Origin of the sequence: Streptomyces sp. NPDC005648, from assembly GCF_040605395.1 — a bacterium.
Classification (GTDB): Bacteria; Actinomycetota; Actinomycetes; order Streptomycetales; family Streptomycetaceae; genus Streptomyces.
In genome coordinates this window covers 53,042-73,180 of the sequence record NZ_JBEXCS010000045.1, presented here as the reverse complement: position 1 = coordinate 73,180, position 20,139 = coordinate 53,042, and the positions used below count along the sequence as shown (strand labels likewise).

Here is a 20,139-nt window from a genome sequence, read left to right as displayed (position 1 = left end):
GTGGCGATCGACAAGGACCCGGACACCGCGCCCTTCCTGGACGAGGTGCTGACGCACCCGTACCCGGCTGCGCGAACACTCCGCCCGCTGGGACTACCTCCTGTCCGCCAACGCTCCTGCGGGGCGCCGCCGCCCGGCTCGTCGTTGCGGATGACCTCGCCCTGGACGACCTTTCCGTCGGGGCGGTGGATACGGGCCTGCTGGAAGGCGTCACCGAAGCCGCCCGGGGCGGCCTCGCGCAGCTTGCGGTCGAGGGTGCGCTCGGTGATCCGGCTGAGCGCCTTCTGGACCGGGGGGATCAGCAGAAGCAGACCCGCCGCGTCCGAGATCAGGCCGGGGATCATCAGGAGCAGACCGCCGAGCATCAGCAGTCCGTTGCCCCCGCCGCTCTGCGGGGTGCCGCCGCGCTGCAGCGCCTCGTTGAGATTCTGGAAGGCCCGGCGGCCGGCTTTCTTGATCACTCCGGCGCCGAGGACGAAGCCGGCGAGCAGCAGCAGGAACACCACGAACCCACTGGTCGCGCCCGCGACCACGGTCAGCAGCCAGATCTCCAGCACCAGCCAGGCCGCGACGCCGAGCGGCAGGAAGGTCCGCAGCCGGGAGCGCCGGGGCCGGGCGGGATAGGTGGGGGTCGGTGCACCAGTCGTCATACGTCCAGTGTGCCTGGGCCAGGCTCAGGGCGGGATAAGCGAATGATCGACCGGGCCGGTGGGGCCGTAGGAGACCGCCCGCCCTGCCCCGAGCGGGTGTCCGCCGCCGTCAGGCCTTCTTGGCGCGGCCGGTCAGCTTGGCGACTCGCTCCGTGGCGCCCCATGCCGTGACCCGCCACAGGGCTTCCACGAGGATGTCGCGGCTCATCTTGGAGTCGCCGAGTTCCCGCTCGACGAAGGTGATGGGGACCTCGACGACCTGGAACCCGGCCTTGACCGCGCGGCGGGCGAGATCCACCTGGAAGCAGTAGCCCTGGGAGGCGACCTGGTCGAGGCCGAGGCCTTCGAGGGTCTCGCGGCGGAAGGCGCGGTAGCCGCCGGTGATGTCCCTCAGCGGAAGATCGAGGGCGAGGCGCGAGTAGAGGCTGCCGCCGCGGGAGATGAACTCCCGGCTCTTGGGCCAGTTCACCACCCGGCCGCCGGCCACCCAGCGGGAGCCGAGCACCAGGTCCGCGCTCTTGAGGGCGGTCAGCAGACGGGGCAGTTCCTCGGGCTGGTGCGAGCCGTCGGCGTCCATCTCGACCAGGACGCCGTACCCGTGCTCCAGGCCCCAGCGGAAGCCCGCGAGGTAGGCGGCGCCGAGGCCCTCCTTGCCCTTGCGGTGCAGGACCTGGACGTGGTCGTCCTCGACGGCCAGTTCGTCGGCCAGCTTGCCGGTGCCGTCGGGGCTGTTGTCGTCGGCGACGAGGATGTGCGCCTCGGGGACGGCTGTGCGCACCCGTCCGACGATCTTCTTGATGTTCTCCGCCTCGTTGTAGGTCGGAATGATCACCAAGGCCGTGCCGAGCGGGCCGAACTGCCGGCCTCGGTCCGATGCCGCGGGAGTCCCGTCGCCGTCGTTCACTTCTGCCCCTTCATGTCCGTACTCAGACGTCCACCATAGTGGCCTCGGCCTGCGATGACGGACCAGGACGTTCGCACGGCGGTGTCGATTCCGCAAGAGCGGGGTAAGAGCACCTGTTCCGGCTGGTGCTGCGGATGGGGGCCCGGCGCCCTTCGGGCCGACCTGGGACCCGCTGGCTGCGGGTCGACCGAAAGCCGTTGTCTACTGAGCGACCGGGCCCCACCCGGGTCACACCTCCCCTACCGGCCGGAACGTTCCCTCGCCGTGGCGCGGGCGCTGAGCCTGGCTCCCAGTGACGGTGCCCGGTGCGGCACACCGTCCCTGACCCAGCGGCGCCGCGGGCGAGTGCGCGGAAGTTCCCCGGTCGGGCGTCCGGTGGTGGACTCGCCGAACCTACCGGCCCCCTGCCTGCGCCTGTCAACAGCCGTTCGACCTGCGCATCTTCCGGCAAAGCCCTGGTCAGCGGCGCGGATGCGCAGGTCGCGCGACGGGGTGTCGCACCACGATCGGCGGTGTGCCACCCCGGGAGATCACTCGCCCGGCCGTACGAACACGGTCCGGCCGCCCACCACGGTGCGCAGACAGACGGGCAGGTCATGGCCGGGGGTGAGGTCGGGCAGACCGGGAGTGCCGGAGCGGGGGTCGGTGGACCAGCGGGCCACCCGGTCGTCGGGAGCCTGGACGACGAGTGCGTCGGTACGCCAGACGGCGTAGTCGGCGGGTGCGCCCGGCACCAGCACACCGGCGTCGTCGCGGCCGATCGCCCGCCAGCCGCCGCGGGTGTGGGCGGTGAAGGCGGCGCGGACGGAGACACGGTGCTCCGGGGTGCGGTGGAAAGCGGCGGCGCGGACGGTGCCCCACGGGTCGAGGGGCGTGACCGGGCTGTCGGAGCCGAAGGCGAGCGGGACACCGGCCCGCAGCAGGGCGGCGAAGGGGTTCAGGGAGCGCGCCCGGTCCGCCCCGAGGCGCTGGGCGTACATACCGTCCTCGCCGCCCCACAACGCGTCGAAGACCGGCTGCACGGAGGCCGTCAGACCCAGCTCGGCGAAGGCCGCGACGGTCTCCGGGGTGAGCATCTCGGCGTGCTCGACGCGGTGGCGCGCGGCGCGCACACGGGCCAGGCCGACCTTCTCGGCCGCGGCACGGACACCCTCCACCACCGCGGTCACGGCTGCGTCGCCGATCGCGTGGAAGCCCGCCTGGAGGCCGGCCTCGGTGCAGGCGACGACATGGGCGGCGACGGCGGGAGCGTCCAGGTAGGCGGTGCCGGTGTGGTCGGCGTCGCTGTAGGGCTGGTGCAGACAGGCGGTGTGGGAGCCGAGGGCCCCGTCGACGAACAGATCTCCCGCGGCGCCGACCGCACCGAGCTGACGCGCCTTCTCCACGTCCTGTTCGGCCCAGTAGCCGACCACCCGGGGTCCCGCCCCTTCCTCCCCCAGCCGCAGCAGCGCGCCGAAGTCCTCCTCGGAGGAGATCTCCGGGCCCGCGCACTCGTGGACGGACCCGATGCCGAGGGACGCGGCACGGGCGAGGGCGGTGCGCTGGGCCTCGGTGCGCTGGGCCGGGGTCACGGCTGCGAACGCGGCGGCGCGCGCGGCGTGGTGGGCGTCGGCGGTCAGCGGGCCCTCCACCCGGCCCAGCCCGGCCAGGTCGAGCAGGGCGGTGCTGGCGACCGCCGAGTGGACGTCGATCCGGCTCAGATAGAGCGGCCGGCCCCCGGTCGCCTCGTCCAGCTCGCCCCGCGTGGGCGGCCGCCCACCGGCCCAGCGGGCCGCGTCCCAGCCGTGCCCGAGCAGCACCCGGTCACTCGGCCGAGCTGCGGCGAACTCCCGTACGGCCGCCAGTGCCGCCTCCAGCGAGGGCGCGCCGGACAGGTCGAGTCCGGAGAGCGCGAGCCCGGTCGACGTGGTGTGCACATGGGCGTCGGTGAATGCCGGGGTGACGAGCGCCCCGTCCAGGTCGACCACCTCGTCGACCCCGTCCGCGAAGGCGTCGGCGGCCCCCTCGGACCCGACCCAGGCGACCTGCCCCCGCTCGACGACCATCGCGGTGGCGAACGGGTCGGCGGGACTGTGGACCTCGCCGCCACGGAGCAGGACGGTGGCCGGTTCGGGGGTGCGCTCACTCATGGGGAACAGTCTCGCGTGTCACCGGGACCGTCCTGTACGCAGGTCCTCAGATCCGCGGCGGCCTGGCCTCGTACGGAGTCGAGAGGACCACCGTCGTCCGGGTGGAGACGCCCGCCAGCGTCCGCAGCCGGGCCAGCAGCTCCTCCAGCTCGTGGGGCGTGGCCACGCGGACCTTGAGGATGTAGTTCTCGTCGCCCGCGACGCTGTGGCACGCCTCGATCTCCGGGACCCCCGCCAGCCGCTCGGCGATGTCGTCCGGGGCACTGGGATCGAACGGTTTGACCGAGATGAACGCGGTCATGGGCAGCCCGACCGCCTCGGGGTCGACGACCGCCGCGTAGCCGCGGATGACGCCCCGCTGTTCCAGCCGACGCACCCGCTGGTGCACGGCCGACGTGGACAGGCCCGTGGCCTTGCCCAGGTCGGTGTAGCTCATCCGCCCGTCCTTGACGAGCAGCTGAACGATTTGTCGGTCGAGCTCCTCCATGGCGCAGAACCTACAGTGCGCTTGATCTCCTCGGATACCTCGGCGGCCCAGGTCATGCCCGGTTCGTGATGTGGCTGAGAGCAGCCTGTGAGCCGACCGAGGGAAAAGTCGTCCGCCAGGGGCACCTGCATACGGCATGTGACGAACGCCACACCCGCCGGGACGTCTCCGTGATGCACTCGTGATTACCCGCGAGACCGGGCGGGAAGTGCTTGCTGTGGTCGAGGCCGCAGCGCCTTCACGGCCCCAGCCCAAGGGGGAGTTATCCATGCAGAGTCTTAAGCGACCTGGTCGTACCGCGCCCAAGCGGCTCCATGCCGTCGTCGAACCCGAGCCGGAGGGCGTCGAACCCGACGAGTTCGACGAGGAGCTCGACGCGTACGACACCTTCGAGATGTACCGGGTCATCTGCCCGGACTGCGCGCAGTCCATCGCCCTGCTGACGGACGAGGAGGTGCTGCCGGAGCACGCGCTGTGCGCCTCGCCGTGGAACCCGTTCGGCCTCACCGTCTGCGCCGGCACCGGCCGCCGTGCCGCCGAGGCCCGGGCCGCGGAGGAGTCGGCCAAGGCCCAGGAGCAGGACACCGCCCTCCTGTTGACGCTCCCTCAGGGGCTCGACTGGCGGACGCAGCCGTTCTCGCACGTCGGCGGCCCGGGCTCGCGCCCGATGCGCGTGCCGGTGATGCGCCGGGCCGCCTGAGGCGCCTCGGTCAGTCCCAGTAGCCGCCCTGCACCATGGCCCGCAGGCTGCCGTGGTGCAGGATCAGGGTGTCCGGATCCGCCGGGACCGCCATCTCACCGAAGTGCACCTGCCGGTAGGCGACGCGCAGCATGACGATCGCGTGCCGCAGGGCGGCGTACAGGGTGTAGTACTCCATGTCGCGCGGGGGATGGCCGGTGAGGTCGGCGTATCGGGCCTCGATGGTGTCGCGGCGCAGGAAGTCCGGCAGCCCGCGCTGGCCGAAGGCGACCGTCAGGTCGTGGAAGAAGCGGTGCAGATAGACGGTCCAGCCGAGGTCGACCTCGCGCGGGGCCAGGGCCGCCATCTCCCAGTCCAGTACGGCGGCGGGTTCGAAGCCGTCGTAGACGACGTTCCCGATGCGGGCGTCGCCCCAGTTGAGCACGGGTGTGCCGGGATCGCGCGGCCAGAGGTCCTCCAGCCGGTCGAAGGCGGACTCGATGAGCGGTGAGCGGGCGCGTCCGTCGACCACCCAGTCGTAGTAGGCGCGTTGGGCGGTGACATGGCGGCGCAGTGCGTCGCCGTCGCCGGGGAGGGCGAGGAACTCGGCCGCCTCCAGCGGCACTTGGTCGTGCAGCCGGGCCAACAGGCCGATGGACGCCGCCTCCAGACGCTCGCGCTCCGCGTCGCTCGCCGCGTGCAGCCAGTTGCCCTCGTAGGTGTACGGCATGACGTCCGGCGGTACGCGTCCCTCGACCCGTTCCATGACGAAGAAGGGCGCCCCCAGCGGCCCCGGGTCCTCCTCCAGCCAGAACACCCTGGGCACGGGCAGGTCGGTGTGTTCGGCGACGACACGCATCGTGCGGTACTGGCGCGGCATGTCGTACACCGGAAAGACGGTGTACGCCGCAGGGTCCGCCGCGAGCCTCAACGCGCAGGCGCGCAGCGGTGGTTCGGGGTGCTCGATGTCGAAGAGCAGGGTCTCGCTGGACATGCCGTTCGACTCGGGGACGGTGACGCCGGTCGCCCTGGCGCCGGGCAGACGGGTGCCGAGCCAGGCGGTGAGGCGGCGGGCGATGTCCTCCGGGTCGCGGGTGGTGGTGCGGGGGCGGGGTGCCGTGGCTGCCATGTCGTGAACCCCCTTACGGTGCGACCGACGTGAAGTCCGTGAAGCCGCTCGGGTCGTGCCGCCCGAACGAGCCGTGCTCGAAGATGCCGTGGCCGATCCGGCCGTCCAGGCGGAAGCGGGCCGCGTGGTCGGTGACTCCGTACGCGGCGAGCGAAGGGGGCTGCGTCAGGTCGTAGGTCCGCCGGTCGGTCCAGCCCCTCCCCCGCCAGGTGCCGTGCTGCCAGTCGTCGGCGGGCGGGTAGCCGGCGCCGATCGCGAGCGGGGAGGAGGCGAGGATCTCGACCTCGAGTTCCTGGGGTTTCCGGAGGTCGCCGAGGTGGATGAGCGCGCTCTCGGGGTGACGGGTGCCGGAGCGATAGGTGATCTCCGGCTGGGGCCAGCCGAGTTGGCGGTCGCGGTGGCCGGGGCGGACGAGGGTCGCGTCGTTGAGGGTGCGGTGGCCGTCGGCGTCCTCCTGGACGATCACCATCAGGAACCGGTCCTCGAAGCGGACCGGACACCACAGCCAGTGGAAGCCCTCGGTCGGCTCCTCCTGCGCGAACCGGCCGCCCTCCTCGCCGGGTATCGGCCGTACGCCCCAACTGCGGTCCCGGGTGCCCGTCCACTCCGCGGGAGTGACCCGGAACTCCTCGCCGCCGGCCCGGATCACGCCCTCGACGCTGCCCGCCTGCACGAACCTTCGCCCTTCCAGGGTGAGCCGGCCGCCGCGCCGCTGGAGGTGGTGGGGTTCCCACAGGGCCGGGAAGTCGGCGGTCCACAGGAGGTCGTACGAGAGGGACTCGTCGGCACAGCGCAGCCTGAGCCGGCGCAGCGGCTCCTCGACCTGGATCGTCAAAGGGCCCACGGCCGGCCGCATGCGGTCGTCGCCGAGCGCGTCCGACGCCCGTACGGCATGCAGGGTGTCCCCCACGCGCAGGGTGGCGTACGCGTCGATCACTCCGACATTGGGGTAGACCCCGAGGCCGAGGATCAGCAGGGCGCGTCCCTCGTGGTCCAGGACGTGGAAGATGCAGCGGTCGTAGGCGTTCCGGTCCCCGGTGGCCATGTGCTTCATGGAGAGGGGGACCTGGTGCACGGGGTACTCGTCGAGCGGTACGGGACGGTCGTCGGCCATGCCAAACCTCCCTGGAGAGAGCCTGGCTGACGGTACGTCAGACAGCGGGAGCTGACCAGAGACGTACGCGAACCCACGCTCGATTCCGGGCAGCGGTGACCTGTCCCGCCGCCTCCGCGTTGCCCTGGTATGACCCCGACGTACACGGCGGTCGGACGCCGGCTCGCAGGAACGGTTCCGCCGGCGCCGCCGCAACCCCAGGACCCGCCGATCTACCGCGACCTGATGCGCGCCTGGGCCGACCGCGGCCGCACCCTGCCGGGGCGCCACGACCCGGAGTGGGTCCGGCTCGCGGCGCCGCAGGTCAGGCCGGGGCAGTTCAGCGGGTCTCCGGACCTGCCAGGTGACGGGCGATGACCATGCGCTGGATCTGGTTGGTGCCCTCGACGATCTGCAGGACCTTGGCCTCGCGCATATAGCGCTCGGCCGGGAAGTCGGCGGTGTAGCCGTAGCCGCCGAGGACCTGGACCGCGTCGGTCGTCACCTTCATCGCGGTGTCCGTGCAGTGCAGCTTGGCCATGGCCGCCTGCTTGGCGAACGGCCGCCCGGCGTCGCGCAGCCGGGCCGCCGTCAGGTACAGGGCGCGTCCCGCCTCGATCTGGGTCGCCATGTCGGCGAGCATGAAGCGCAACCCCTGGAAGTCGGCGATGGGCCTGCCGAACTGCTGCCGCCCGGTGGCGTACGCGACCGCCTCGTCGAGCGCCGCCTGGGCCAGCCCGATCGCGCAGGCCGCGATCCCGAGCCGCCCGGAGTCGAGCGAGGCCAGCGCGATCGCGAAGCCCTGGCCCTCCTCGCCGATACGCCGCTCGTCGGGCACTCGGACCCCGTCGAAGTGGACCTGTGCGGTGGGCGAGCCCTTCATGCCCATCTTCTTCTCGGGAACCGCGCCGCTGAGGCCCTCGGCGTCACCGGGGACGAGGAAGGCGGTGATGCCTCGCGCTCCGTCCTCGCCGGTGCGCGCCATGACCGTGTAGAAGTCGGCGATCCCGCCGTGCGTGATCCAGGCCTTGGTGCCGGTGATCACCCATTCGTCGCCGTCGCGCACGGCCTTCGTACGCAGGGAGGCGGCGTCGGAGCCGGAAGCGGGCTCGGAGAGGCAGTACGCGCCGAGCAGGCCGCCACCGAGCATCTCCGGCAGATGCTCGACCTGCTGCTCCTTGCTGCCGTAGGCCGCGAGCGCGTAGGAGGCGAGGGTGTGGACGCTGACACCGAGGCCGACGGTGAGCCGCGCCGCGGCGAGCTCCTCCAGGACCTGCAGATAGACCTCGTAGGGCTGGTCGCCGCCGCCGTATTCGGAGTCGTACGGCAGTCCGAGCAGTCCCGACCGGGAGAGGAGGGTGAAGACCTCGCGCGGGAAGCGTCCGGCGTCCTCCTCCGCGGCCGCCTTCGGGGCGATCTCGCGCTGGGCGATGTCACGGACGAGCGAGATCAGGTCCCGGGCCTCGTCCGTGGGCAGTTGACGGTCCACCGGCTGCGGGGCGCGGTCGGGCATGGCGACGCTCTCCTCCCTGTTCAGGGCACATCGGCCGACGTGCGCCTTGGGTGGGGGCGGCTCCGTCGGGTCTTGCTGCGGTACCCAGCCGACGCTCGCTCTCCCGGGTCTCGGAAGCTGCTGACCAGCGGCTGTGCGCTGTGAGTATGCCCGATCGGAGGCATCCCGTCACCAGTTAACGACCGCTTACTTCAAGAATATCCCGGCCCCGCCGAAACGCCTGTCCGATCCTCGCGAGATTGGTCCGCACCATTGACCCGACTGGTCTAGTCCTCCTACTGTTCATGACCAACGCTTTACCGCGTTCATGCCAATCGGCGCGCGTTCCCCTCTCCCCCACGAGGAGACACCCGATGCACATTCCGCACCCCCGCCGTGCCTGCTTGCGGGCACTCGTCACGGCCGCGTGCTGCGCGGTCCTCGGCGCCGCGCTGCCGGCCGCCGCCGGTACGGCCTCCGCCGGGACATCCGCCCCCGCCGGGCAGGCCGCGGCCGGTTCCAAGGTGGTCGGCTACTTCACCGAATGGGGTACCTACGACCGCAAGTACTTCGTCAAGAACGTCGAGACCTCCGGCTCGGCGGCCAGGCTCACCCACATCAACTACGCCTTCGGCAACGTCACCGGCGGCAAGTGCGCGATGGGCGACTCGTACGCGGCCACCGACCGGGCCTACACCGCGGCCGAATCGGTGGACGGCGTCGCCGACACCTGGGACCAGCCGCTGCGCGGCAACTTCAACCAACTGCTGAAGCTGAAGAAGAAGCACCCCGGGCTCAAGGTCCTCTGGTCCTTCGGCGGCTGGACCTGGTCGAGCGGTTTCGGCGAGGCCGCGAAGAACCCGGCCGCCTTCGCCCAGTCCTGCTACGACCTGGTGAGGAACTCCAAGTGGGCGGGCCTCTTCGACGGCATCGACATCGACTGGGAATACCCGAACGCCTGCGGCAACAGCTGTGACACCAGCGGCCGGGAGGCCTTCAAGAACCTGATGGCGGCGCTGCGTTCGAAGTTCGGCGGCTCACTGGTCACCGCGGCCATCACCGCCGACGCCACCGCCGGCGGCAGGATCGACGCGGCGGACTACGCGGGCGCGGCCCAGTACGTCGACTGGTACAACCCGATGACCTACGACTACTTCGGCGCCTGGGACTCCACCGGCCCGACGGCCCCGCACTCGCCGCTGAACTCCTACTCGGGCATCCCGAAGGCGAACTTCCACACCTCGGCGACCATCGCCAAACTCAGGGGGCTCGGCATCCCCGCCGCCAAACTCCTGCTCGGCATCGGCTTCTACGGCCGCGGCTGGACCGGGGTGACCCAGGCAGCGCCCGGCGGTACGGCGACCGGGCCGGCCGCGGGGACGTACGAGCAGGGCATCGACGACTACAAGGTGCTCAAGTCCAAGTGCCCGGCGACGGGGACGGTCGGCGGCACGGCGTACGCCAAGTGCGGCAGCGACTGGTGGAGTTACGACACGCCTTCGACCATCGCCACGAAGATGACGTACAAGAACCAGCAGGGGCTCGGCGGCACGTTCTTCTGGGAGCTCAGCGGGGACACCGCGAACGGTGAGCTGATCAGGGCGATCAACTGACCTCGGGAGTACGGTGGTCGGGGCGGGGGCGCGGGAGCCTCCGCCCCTTCGCCGGCTCAGGTGTCGCGACGGGCCGGAGGGGGAGCCGGGAAGTCGGGGTCGAGTTCCTCGACGGCGCGCAGGGCACCGCCGAGCATCTTGACCAGGAGCTCGCGCATCTGGTGGCGGGTGAGCGCGGGGCGGTCGATCCAGTCGAGCGTGGCGCCCTCGACGCTGCACACCCAGGCGAACAGACCCATCCGGGCGAGCGAGGAGATGTCCGTACGGCCGTAGGCGCCGTCGGCGATCATCGCGACGATCGCGGCGCGCACCCCGTCCCGGATGGCGTGCACCTCGGCGTCGAAGCCGACGCCGCCGCTGACGATCGTCCGGAAGGCGGCCTGGTTGTGCTCGGCGTAGCGGAGGTAGCCCTCCATGGTGCGGTGGACCCTGTCCAGCTGTTCGAGTTCGACCTCGCTCGACGCGAAGCTGACCAGGTCGGCGATCGAGTCGTGGATGATCGCGAGGTAGTAGCCGCGCTTGGACTGGAAGTAGTAGTAGATCAGCCCCTTGGCGACATGGGCCTGCTTGGCGATGTCGTCCATGGAGAGCGCGTCGTAGGACGTGTCTGCGAACAACTTCCGCCCGATGGCGATGAGTTCGGCGCGGCGCGCCAGCGAGCGCTCGGTACCGCGCGCACGCGGGCGAGCGGTGTCGCTCTGTTCGCTGATCTTCAATTCGGACCCTGGTCTCGGGCTGGGGTGGCGGGACATCCGCAGTATGTCAGAACGACAACGCCCACTCGTTCGACTCTGATCGACTAGCCGAAGCCGAGGTGAACCCGGTCCGGCGTGCCGCCGATCACAACAGGCCGAGCTGGGTGACGAGCATGGCGACGACCATGACGAGGGTCCAGCCCATGACATGTTCGAAGATCTTCGGGCCGTCTTCGGTGGGCCCGCCGGTGCGGGTGCGGGCGGCGGCGGCCGGGTGTGCGGTCATGGCGTCTCGCTGAGGTCGGTGGTGCGGTGGACTCCCCCACTGTTGTGTCCACCTTGCCACCTGAAGCGGCTTTTGCGGCAGAGACCTTGGTCACAGCGGAAAGGCCCCGGCAGCGGATGAGCCGCCGGGACCTTCGCCCGGGTGCGTGTGCGTCAGCGCACGCCGACCGCGGCCAGCGCCCCGCGCTGGCGGGCGGTGGGCCGCGCCGGGAAGTACAGGTAGCAGACGCCGCCGGTGCCGGAGACGACCTTGCCACTGGCGTTGTAGCGCTTGGTGCGCAGCCAGATGTTCTCGAACTCCCGCCGGACGTACACCCGCCGGACCGCCTCGTCGGTCGGTGAGAACGGGTCGTTGGCGATCACATCGCCGTCCCCGGTGAAGCCGATGACGGTCATCAGATGCCCGGAGGTGCCGTAACCCGCCCCCGTCAACTCCTCCTTGAGGAACGACTGGGACGTTATGGCCGGGATGCCGGCCGCGATCAGCTTCTCCAGGTCGGTGAGCGAGCCGAGCCGGGTGACGATGCCCTGGAGCCCCTTGAACGTGGCGGCGTAGGCGGCGTTGAACGGCCAGTTGCCGCAGCCCTCGTACTGGTAGTCGTAGGTGAAGCGGGCCGCGTGGTCGACCTGCGGGTCGGCGTAGCCGGGGTCCACCCAGGACAGCTGCCCGGGGGTGAGCCTGCCGCCCCAGTACTCGATGATCATCTGCGAGGAGGTGGGGCTGCACCAGGCCTCGCCGCCGTTGTCGTACTCGGGGTACTGCCCCTTGTGGATCTCCTGCGAGTAGCGCGGGACGATCAGCTCCCGGGCGAGGCGGGGTGTCGAGGCGGGGACGGTGAAGCGGTCGGGGATGTCGGAGCCCATCGCGCCCAGCCGCCACACGGTGGGGGTGAGCTTGGTGCCGGGCTTGCGGTAGAGGGTGAGCCGCAGTCGGTACGACACCAGCCGCAGGCCGGTCGTCGCGTCGTCGATGGCGAAGGTGTCGGTCCAGATGGTGCTCTTGTTGTCGGTCTGGCCGTCGACCGAGGTCCGCTTGATGTCCTGGTCACCGGCCGCCCAACGGCCCATCACGTACCAGGGGGTCTTCGTGCCGTCCGAGTACGTCCCGTGCAGCTCCACCTGGAGCCAGGTGCCGGCCGGGGTGTGCGCGTTCCAGGAGGAGACGACCTCGGTGGCGGGGACGCGGAGCCGGTGGACCGGGGAGGTCCAGCTCGCGTACTCCCAGCTCGCGGTCGTCTTGGTGTGCGGGTCCGTGTAGTCGGTGGTGCCGGCCGGGGTGGCGATCGCCACGCCGGGGCGGGCACCGGCGACGGCACGGGTGCCCTGGGCGGTGCCGGAGCGCCAGTCGGGGTACGAGGTCCAGGCGTGGTAGTCGACGGGTCGGGTCGGCTCCTCGTCGGACTCCGCCGCCTGGGCCGCGCCCACGGAGACCGACGGGCCCACCACCGCCGCGGCGACCGCGGCGGCCAGAACGGTTCTGCGGGACGGATGTTCGGTTCTGCTCATCGGTGGAACGACCCCCATGTGTCCGAGTGATGTGCGCCAACTATGGCCAAAGGCAGAGCGCCCTGCCAGCACTTCAGGCCTTGCCACGCCCACCAATATTGGTCTTTACCACTGATGTGACCTGGTACTGCGGCCGGCGCCGGACCGCCCTCCCGGGGGCCGACTAGACTGTTCCCGTCCCAGACGCCCGCAGCTCTCCCAGCCGAGGAACGCCATTCACGACCTCGCCACCCGGCTCCGCCGGCTTCCGCCGTCCTGTGGTCCGGTCCGGCTGATCGGCGTGGACGGGCACGCCGGCTCGGGAAAGTCCACGTTCGCCGCGGCGCTGGCCCGTTCGCTGGGTGACGCCCCGGTGCTGCACCTCGACGACATCGCCAGTCATGACGAGCTGTTCGACTGGACCGGCAGACTCCTGGACCAGGTGATCGAGCCCTTCCATCGCGGCGAGGGCGCCCGCTACACCCCCTACGACTGGCGGTCCCGCCGGTTCGGGCCGCCCCACCCCCTCCCGCCCGCCCCCGTGGTCCTCGTCGAGGGCGTCGGGGCGGGCCGTCGCGCACTGCGTCCGCACCTCGCCCGGCTGCTGTGGATGGAGTTGCCGGACGAGGACTCCTGGACGCGGGGCCGTCTGCGGGACGGGGAGGAACAGCGGGAGTTCTGGGCCGAGTGGGTCCGGGCGGAACGCCGGCACTTCACCGAGGACCCCTCACGACCGTTCGCGGACCTATTGGTACGACAGTGCGAGAAGGGGTACGAGGTGCTCCCGGGACCCGGGAACACACTTGGACCGGACCAGCCTTTTACGCAGAGTGACGGACCATCCGCAATGTGCTGAACTTGTGAAGGTCCCTCCGCAACAACATCCCGCGGGAGCCCAACTCGGCTTGACCCGGGGGCCGTACAGGTCTTACGTTCTCAATGTGCGGCCTCCAAAGCCGCCCACACTCGCGAAGCCCCCGGTTGTTCCCCCGTGATCGGGGGCTTCGTTCTGCCCTCCCCCCGTTTTCCGGACGCCGTACGGTGTGTTTTGCTCACTCCCGGTAACCGTCCGATCGGGGCCTCACCCGCCCCCACCTCGCCAAACGTCCTGTGCGGCACCCTTCGGCAGGCGACACCCCCACGGGTACGATGCCCTCGGTGCGACCTACGGACGACGGCTGCGCGCACCGCAACTCCGGTCCGCGGCACGGCGGTTCGATCAAGGCGGCCGACGGGTGACCGCCCGCCGGCCAACCGACGGGGGCACGGTTTGTGGGGGACGTGATGGACTTCGGCACGCAGGGCCCCGAGGCCCCGGCCGACCTCGCCTGGCTGCGAGGTGTGGATGCCTACACCATGGGCGCCTATCCGCAGGCGGAGGAGGAGTTCCGGGCCGCGGTCCGGATGGATCCCGGGATGGCCGACGGCTGGCTCGGGCTGCACGCGCTGCGCGTGGACACGACGACCGCGCTGCTGCGGATGTTCCGGCACCGGGACCGCTTCGGGGAACAGCGCGCCCGGCACCGCCGGGCCCTCAACTCCTGGTACTGGCTGGGCTGGTGGGTGCAGCCGGTGCTGGAGAGCCCCCGCGACCTGCTGCTCGCGCACGCCTCGCACTGGCTGGACGGCCGCCATGTCCCGGAGCTCGACCGGGCCCTCGCCGGCCTCCCGCCCGTCGACACCGACCACCAGGTCCGCTTCCTGCACGCCTGCCGCGCCTATCTGGTCAAGGACTGGGAGCAACTGGTCCGGCACACCGACCCGTTGATCGACGACCCGCTGCTCGGCATCGAGGCGGGCCTGTTCGGTGGGATGGCCCGGGTCCGCCTGGAGATGTACGGCCAGGCCGAGCCGCTGCTGTCCACCGCGCTGATGCGCTGTCGCAGCGAGCAGCCACAGCGCAAGGAGCTTCGGTACTGGCTGGCGCGGGCCCACGAGGGGACCGGCCGCTCGGCCGCCGCGCTCCCCCTCTACCGGGCCGTGCACCGCGTCGACCCCGCCTTCATGGACACCTCGGCGCGGCTCGCCGCGATCGCCGAGGGCGACGGCTACGACGACGCGACCGACCTCGCGGCGATCGCGCTCGCCGGCAGCCAGGACGTCCTGGAGGGCCCGGACGCGTTCGACCCGCTCTTCGGCACCGAGGGCCGTGACCTCAGGTTCTCCGAACCCGACCTGCCGCCGGTCGGCTCGCTGCCGTCGGCGATCGACCCGCTGGTACGGGAGAAGACCCTCACCGGCTCGCCCCTCCCCGCCGGTCCCACCGACCCGGCGTTACTCGAGGAGGCGCTCGCCGAACTCGAGCGCATGGTGGGGCTGGAACCCGTGAAGCGCCAGGTGAAGGCGCTGTCCGCCCAGTTGAACATGGCGAGACTGCGGGCCGGTCAGGGACTGCCGGTCCAGCCCCCCAAACGGCACTTCGTCTTCTCCGGCCCCTCCGGCACCGGAAAGACCACGGTCGCCCGCATCCTGGGCCGTGTGTTCTACGCCCTCGGCCTCCTGGGTGGTGACCATCTGGTCGAGGCCCAGCGTGCCGACCTGGTCGGCGAGTACCTGGGCCAGACGGCCGTCAAGGCCAACGAGCTGATCGACTCCGCGATAGGTGGTGTGCTCTTCGTCGACGAGGCCTACTCGCTCTCCAACTCCGGTTACGGCAAGGGGGACGCGTACGGCGACGAGGCGCTGCAGGTCCTGCTGAAGCGGGCCGAGGACAACCGCGACCATCTGGTGGTCATCCTCGCCGGCTACCCCGAGGGCATGGACCGGCTGCTGGCGGCCAACCCCGGGCTGTCGTCCCGCTTCACCACCCGTGTCGACTTCCCGTCCTACCGTCCGCTCGAACTCACCTCCATCGGTGAGGTGCTGGCGGCGGAGAACGGCGACGTGTGGGACGAGGAGGCCCTCGACGAGCTGCGGTCCATCGCCGGCCACGTGGTGGACCAGGGATGGATCGACGAACTCGGCAACGGCCGGTTCCTGCGCACCCTGTACGAGAAGAGCTGTGCCTACCGGGACCTGCGGTTGTCGACCTACCCCGGGATGCTGTCGCGGGACGACCTGTCGACGCTGCGGCTGCCCGATCTGATGCAGGCATATGGGGAGGTTCTGTCGGGGCGGGGGCCGCAGGATCCCAGTGCGATGTGAGGGATCCCGGTGTTATGTGACATACCACTGACTGGTCAACCACTGACCGCTCAGTGATATGTCACATTCCACCAACCCCGCCGCCCCTCACCCCGCCAGCGCCTGCTCCGGCTCCCCGCTCCCCCTCGGTTCCGTCACCTTGACCTCCGGCACCTCCCGGTGCGCCGGATCCGTGACCTCGCCGACCAGGAGTTCGAGCACGTCCTCCAGCGCGACCAGGCCCAGTACCTTGCCCGAACCGTCCGCCACCTGGGCCAGATGGGTGGCGGCGCGGCGCATCACCGTCAGGGCGTCGTCCAGCGGCAGATCGGCCCTGAGGGTGGTCATGGGGTGCCACAACTGCTGGGGCACCGCCCGTTGCGAGTCCTCCAGGTCGAGTACGTCCTTCACGTGCAGATAGCCCATGAAGGCGCCGTTGTCGGCGGCGACCGGGAAGCGGGAGTAGCCGGTGCGGGCGGTGAGCTCGACGATGCGGCCCGGGGTGACCGAGGGGCTGACCGTGACCAGGGACTCCCGCTTCAGGAGGACGTCCGTCACCGGGCGGGAGCCCAGCTCCAGGGCGTCCTCCAGGCGTTCCTGCTCCTCGGGGTCGAGGAGGCCGGCCTGGCCGGAGTCCTCGACGAGCCGGTTGAGCTGCTCGCTGGTGAAGACCGCCTCGACCTCGTCCTTCGGCTCGACCCGGAACAGCCGCAGGATCGCCTGGGCGACGGCGCCGAGCGCGAGGGTGATGGGCTTGCAGAGACGGGCGAAGGCGACCAGGCCCGGGGCGAGCCACACCGCGGCCTTCTCCGGCGCCGCCATCGCCAGGTTCTTCGGCACCATCTCGCCGATGACCAGGTGGAAGAAGACCACCGCGGCCAGTGCGATGACATAGCCCAGCGGGTGGATCATGCCGTCGGGCAGGTGGATCCACTCGAAGACCGGTTCCAGCAGATGGGCCACCGTGGGCTCGGCGACCGCGCCCAGCGTCAAGGAGCAGACGGTGATGCCGAACTGGGCCGCGGCCATCATCTGGGGAAGCCGCTCCAGGCCGTACAGCACCTGGCGGGCCCGGGCCGTGCCGAGCGGTTCGATCTGGCTTCGGCGCACCGACACGAGAGCGAACTCGGCGCCGACGAAGAACCCGTTGGCGAGCACGAGCAGCCCGGCGAAGAGGAGTTGGACGAGGCTCATCGGGCGACCTCCACGACCGGTCCGGTCCGGACCAGCCGTACGCGCTCGGCTCGGTAGTGCCCGACACGGCGGACCGTGAGCCGCCAGCCGGGGAGTTCGGCCCTGTCACCGGCGGCCGGGATCCGGCCGAGCAGGTCGGCGACCAGGCCCGCGACCGTCTCGTACGGCCCCTCGGGCACGTCGAGGCCTATGCGCTGCAGGATGTCGACCCGGCAGCTGCCGTCCGCGTCCCAGGCCGGCCTGCCGTCCTCGGGCGGGGCGGCGGCGAGTTCGGGCACGTCCTGGCCGTCGTGCTCGTCGCGGACCTCGCCGACGATCTCCTCGACGATGTCCTCCAGGGTGACCACGCCCGCCGTGCCGCCGTACTCGTCGACGACGACCGCGATGGGCTGCTCGCTGCGCAGCTGGGCCAGCAGCGGCTGGACCGGCAGGGTCTCGGGGACCAGCAGCGCCGGACGGGCGATACGGACGACCGGCGTACGCAGCCGATCGTGCGCGGGAACCGCCAGCGCGTCCTTGAGATGGACCATGCCGACGATTTCGTCGATCTTGTCCTTGTAGACGGGGAAGCGGGACAGACCGGTCGCGCGGGTCAGGTTGACCACGTCCTCGGCGGTGGCCGACGACTGCAGCGCGCTGACCTTCACGCGCGGGGTCATGACGTGCTGCGCGGTCAGCTCCGCGAGGGAGAGGGTGCGGACGAACAGATCCGCGGTGTCCTGCTCCAGCGCGCCGGCCTGCGCCGAGTGCCGGGCCAGGGAGACCAGTTCGCCGGGGGTGCGGGCGGAGGCCAGCTCCTCGGTGGGCTCGACGCCGAGCGCCCGGACGAGGCGGTTGGCGACGGTGTTCAGCGCGGAGATGACCGGCCGGAACAGCCGGGCGAAGGCGTGCTGCGGGCCGGCGACGAAGCGCGCGACCTGCATGGGCTTGGACACCGCCCAGTTCTTCGGCACGAGTTCACCGATCACCATCTGCACGGCGGAGGCCAGCAGCATGCCGACGACGACCGCCACGCCGGAGACCGCGCCCTCGGGGATGCCGGCCGCCCGGAAGGGGCCGTCCAGCAGCTGGGCGAGGGCCGGTTCGGCGAGCATGCCGACGACGAGGGAGGTGATGGTGATGCCGAGCTGGGTGCCGGAGAGCTGGAAGGAGAGTTCCTTGAGCGAGTCCGCGACCCTGCGGGCGCGCTTGTCGCCCTCGGCCGCGGCCTTCTCGGCGTCCGTGGACTCGACCGTGACCAGGCCGAACTCGGCGGCGACGAAGAAGCCGTTGGCGAGGATGAGCAGGAGGGCCGCTCCGAGGAGCAGCAGGGGGCTGGTCATGATGCCGCCGCCTCGGTATGTCGTGAGGGGGCGGCGCAGGTACTACAGGACGATCCGTCCATCGCTGGAGGGAGTCACTCCTCGGGTAGCAGGGGCAGCCGAAGTCCGACGGGAACATCGGCGGCGGAGGCGCGACGAAAACGCCTCCGCGAACAGATTAATCAAGACAAGGCCCTCTACGGCAGATCCCTTGTCGAGCGGGCCTCGGCGAGCGCCCGCAGGGTGCGCGCGTCGGCGATGGCACGTTCCTTGGCGATGCCGGGCTGGATGCCGAGGGCGGGCAGGCTGGTGCCGTCACTGAGGTTGAGGAAGACCCAGGGGTCTCCGGGGCGCAGGTTCACATGGAGGATCTCGGCCCATTCCAGGTGGCGCCTGCTGGCGATGTTGACCACGGTGACGCCGTCCTCCGCGGCGACCACTTTCACCCGGGCGAGGGTCGCCAGTACTCCGAAGAGGATGGCGCCGGTGAAGACGAAGCTGAGCTTCTCGCCGGGGCTGAGCTGGTCCAGGAGCAGCGCGACGAGCGTGATCACCGCGAAGATCACGACTCCGCTGGTGAGCAGGACGACACGGGTGCGGCCGGGCCGGAAGGTGACGGGGAGGGTGGGCAGGTCGGACATCTCGTACGGACTCTCAGCTCACGGTTGTCGCAGTGACGGTCTCTCAGAGACGGCAGGCGTGGATGGCCGTGGTCAGGATGGCCCGGGCGCCGAGGTCGTAGAGGTCGTCCATGATCCGCTGGGCCTCCTTGGCCGGGACCATCGCACGGACGGCGACCCAGCCCTCGTTGTGCAGCGGGGAGACGGTCGGCGACTCCAGGCCGGGAGTGAGCGCCACGGCCTTCTCCAGCTGCTCGACCCGGCAGTCGTAGTCCATCATCACGTACGTCCGGGCGACCAGGACGCCCTGGAGGCGGCGCAGGAACTGCTGCACCTTGGGCTCCTCGCCGTCCGCCCCGGTACGGCGGATGACGATGGCCTCGGACTTCATGATCGGCTCGCCGAAGACCTCCAGGCCGGCGTTGCGCAGGCTGGTGCCGGTCTCGACGACGTCCGCGATGACCTCGGCGACACCGAGCTCGATGGCGGTCTCCACGGCGCCGTCGAGGTGGACGACGGAGGCGTCGATGCCGCTGTCGGCGAGGTGCCCGGCGACGATCCCCTCGTAGGAGGTGGCGACCGTCTTGCCCTTGAGGTCCTCGATGCCGGTCGCGGTACCCGGCTTGGAGGCGAAGCGGAAGGTGGAGCGCGCGAAGCCCAGCGGGAGGATCTCCTCGGCGTCGGCGCCGGAGTCGATCAGCAGGTCACGGCCGGTGATGCCGATGTCGAGCTGGCCGGAGGAGACGTAGATGGCGATGTCCCGGGGGCGGAGGTAGAAGAACTCCACGTCGTTGACCGGGTCGACGATCCGCAGTTCCTTGGACTCGCGGCGCTGCTGGTAGCCGGCCTCATGCAGCATCTCCGCCGCAGGGCCTGACAGGGAACCCTTGTTGGGGACGGCGATGCGCAGCATGAGGTCGGCTTCCTTTGCGGTGAGGTGTGCGGGTGGGGTGTGCGGTTCAGAGGTGGGCGTAGACGTCGTCCAGGGAGATCCCGCGGGCGACCATCATCACCTGGACGTGGTACAGCAGCTGCGAGATCTCCTCGGCGGCCGCCTCCTTGCCCTCGTACTCGGCGGCCATCCAGACCTCGGCGGCCTCTTCGACGACCTTCTTGCCGATGGCATGGACGCCCTTGCCGACCAGCTCTGCGGTGCGGGAAGTGGCGGGATCGCCGTGGGCGGCCTTGTGCTGGAGCTCGGTGAAGAGCTCCTCGAACGTCTTATTGGACATGGTGGCTCCCACCCTATCCACATACGCG

19 protein-coding genes and 1 pseudogene are annotated in these 20,139 nt (G+C 70.8%); 5 read left to right on the top strand and 15 right to left on the bottom strand.

The window, feature by feature from the left end; genetic code table 11:
• Positions 1–116 precede the first annotated feature (116 nt).
• From fxsA to ABZT17_RS24925, 4 genes and pseudogenes are all read right to left on the bottom strand, one after another.
• Positions 117–650: pseudogene (gene fxsA / locus ABZT17_RS24940) on the bottom strand (FxsA family membrane protein); the annotation flags it as partial.
• A 109-nt stretch (positions 651–759) separates the two neighbouring features.
• Positions 760–1,554, bottom strand: a complete 795-nt coding sequence (locus tag ABZT17_RS24935) for a polyprenol monophosphomannose synthase (protein WP_356351798.1) — start codon at positions 1,552–1,554, stop codon at positions 760–762.
• Between the two features lie 530 nt (positions 1,555–2,084).
• A complete protein-coding gene (locus tag ABZT17_RS24930) occupies positions 2,085–3,683 on the bottom strand; it encodes an amidohydrolase (RefSeq protein WP_356351797.1) in 1,599 nt (532 codons plus the stop codon).
• 46 nt (positions 3,684–3,729) lie between these two features.
• Complete coding sequence (locus ABZT17_RS24925) at positions 3,730–4,170, bottom strand: Lrp/AsnC family transcriptional regulator (RefSeq protein ID WP_020138156.1); 441 nt, start codon at positions 4,168–4,170, stop codon at positions 3,730–3,732.
• 268 nt (positions 4,171–4,438) lie between these two features.
• Between ABZT17_RS24925 and ABZT17_RS24920 the strand changes: the two genes are divergently transcribed.
• Positions 4,439–4,870, top strand: a complete 432-nt coding sequence (locus ABZT17_RS24920; protein ID WP_356351796.1) for a hypothetical protein — start codon at positions 4,439–4,441, stop codon at positions 4,868–4,870.
• A gap of 10 nt (positions 4,871–4,880) precedes the next feature.
• On the opposite strand, the gene ABZT17_RS24915 is transcribed toward ABZT17_RS24920, so the two are convergent.
• Positions 4,881–5,978: a phosphotransferase family protein gene (locus ABZT17_RS24915; RefSeq protein WP_356351795.1), complete on the bottom strand. Its 1,098-nt coding sequence runs from the start codon at positions 5,976–5,978 to the stop codon at positions 4,881–4,883.
• Between the two features lie 13 nt (positions 5,979–5,991).
• On the bottom strand, positions 5,992–7,092 hold the full coding sequence (locus ABZT17_RS24910; protein WP_356351794.1) for a hypothetical protein: 1,101 nt from the start codon (positions 7,090–7,092) through the stop codon (positions 5,992–5,994).
• Positions 7,093–7,221: 129 nt separating this feature from the next.
• On the opposite strand from ABZT17_RS24910, the gene ABZT17_RS24905 reads away from it, so the two are divergent.
• Positions 7,222–7,449 carry a hypothetical protein gene (locus ABZT17_RS24905; protein WP_356351793.1) on the top strand — a complete coding sequence of 76 codons (228 nt, stop codon included), beginning with the start codon at positions 7,222–7,224 and terminating at the stop codon, positions 7,447–7,449.
• Here ABZT17_RS24905 and ABZT17_RS24900 read toward each other — a convergent pair.
• Positions 7,412–8,584, bottom strand: a complete 1,173-nt coding sequence (locus ABZT17_RS24900; protein ID WP_356351792.1) for an acyl-CoA dehydrogenase family protein — start codon at positions 8,582–8,584, stop codon at positions 7,412–7,414. The two genes, ABZT17_RS24905 and ABZT17_RS24900, sit on opposite strands and share 38 nt — an antisense overlap.
• 353 nt (positions 8,585–8,937) lie before the next feature.
• Here ABZT17_RS24900 and ABZT17_RS24895 point away from each other — a divergent pair, with 353 nt between their 5' ends.
• A complete protein-coding gene (locus tag ABZT17_RS24895; RefSeq protein WP_356351791.1) occupies positions 8,938–10,176 on the top strand; it encodes a glycoside hydrolase family 18 protein in 1,239 nt (412 codons plus the stop codon).
• Positions 10,177–10,232: 56 nt separating this feature from the next.
• On the opposite strand, the gene ABZT17_RS24890 is transcribed toward ABZT17_RS24895, so the two are convergent.
• From ABZT17_RS24890 to ABZT17_RS24880, 3 genes are all read right to left on the bottom strand, one after another.
• On the bottom strand, positions 10,233–10,892 hold the full coding sequence (locus ABZT17_RS24890) for a TetR/AcrR family transcriptional regulator (RefSeq protein WP_356351790.1): 660 nt from the start codon (positions 10,890–10,892) through the stop codon (positions 10,233–10,235).
• Positions 10,893–11,016: 124 nt separating this feature from the next.
• A complete protein-coding gene (locus tag ABZT17_RS24885) occupies positions 11,017–11,157 on the bottom strand; it encodes an SCO1431 family membrane protein (protein WP_356351789.1) in 141 nt (46 codons plus the stop codon).
• A gap of 152 nt (positions 11,158–11,309) precedes the next feature.
• The gene (locus tag ABZT17_RS24880) at positions 11,310–12,662 is read right to left on the bottom strand and encodes a peptidase C39 family protein (RefSeq protein ID WP_356351788.1); all 1,353 of its coding nucleotides are present in this window, start codon (positions 12,660–12,662) and stop codon (positions 11,310–11,312) included.
• Positions 12,663–12,876: 214 nt separating this feature from the next.
• Between ABZT17_RS24880 and ABZT17_RS24875 the strand changes: the two genes are divergently transcribed.
• Positions 12,877–13,497: a hypothetical protein gene (locus ABZT17_RS24875; protein ID WP_356351801.1), complete on the top strand. Its 621-nt coding sequence runs from the start codon at positions 12,877–12,879 to the stop codon at positions 13,495–13,497.
• A gap of 428 nt (positions 13,498–13,925) precedes the next feature.
• The gene (locus ABZT17_RS24870) at positions 13,926–15,785 is read left to right on the top strand and encodes an AAA family ATPase (protein WP_356351787.1); all 1,860 of its coding nucleotides are present in this window, start codon (positions 13,926–13,928) and stop codon (positions 15,783–15,785) included.
• Between the two features lie 87 nt (positions 15,786–15,872).
• Here the strand turns inward: ABZT17_RS24870 and ABZT17_RS24865 are convergent, their stop codons facing one another.
• From ABZT17_RS24865 to ABZT17_RS24845, 5 genes are all read right to left on the bottom strand, one after another.
• Positions 15,873–16,958: a hemolysin family protein gene (locus ABZT17_RS24865; protein WP_356351786.1), complete on the bottom strand. Its 1,086-nt coding sequence runs from the start codon at positions 16,956–16,958 to the stop codon at positions 15,873–15,875.
• A complete protein-coding gene (locus ABZT17_RS24860) occupies positions 16,955–18,280 on the bottom strand; it encodes a hemolysin family protein (protein WP_356351785.1) in 1,326 nt (441 codons plus the stop codon). The genes ABZT17_RS24865 and ABZT17_RS24860 overlap by 4 nt, the downstream gene beginning before the upstream one ends.
• Before the next feature lie 176 nt (positions 18,281–18,456).
• Positions 18,457–18,900, bottom strand: coding sequence for a PH domain-containing protein (locus tag ABZT17_RS24855; RefSeq protein WP_356351784.1), 444 nt, complete (start codon positions 18,898–18,900; stop codon positions 18,457–18,459).
• A 43-nt stretch (positions 18,901–18,943) separates the two neighbouring features.
• The gene (hisG, locus tag ABZT17_RS24850) at positions 18,944–19,792 is read right to left on the bottom strand and encodes an ATP phosphoribosyltransferase (RefSeq protein ID WP_356351783.1); all 849 of its coding nucleotides are present in this window, start codon (positions 19,790–19,792) and stop codon (positions 18,944–18,946) included.
• Between the two features lie 46 nt (positions 19,793–19,838).
• The gene (locus ABZT17_RS24845) at positions 19,839–20,111 is read right to left on the bottom strand and encodes a phosphoribosyl-ATP diphosphatase (RefSeq protein ID WP_030946750.1); all 273 of its coding nucleotides are present in this window, start codon (positions 20,109–20,111) and stop codon (positions 19,839–19,841) included.
• Positions 20,112–20,139: the final 28 nt, after the last annotated feature.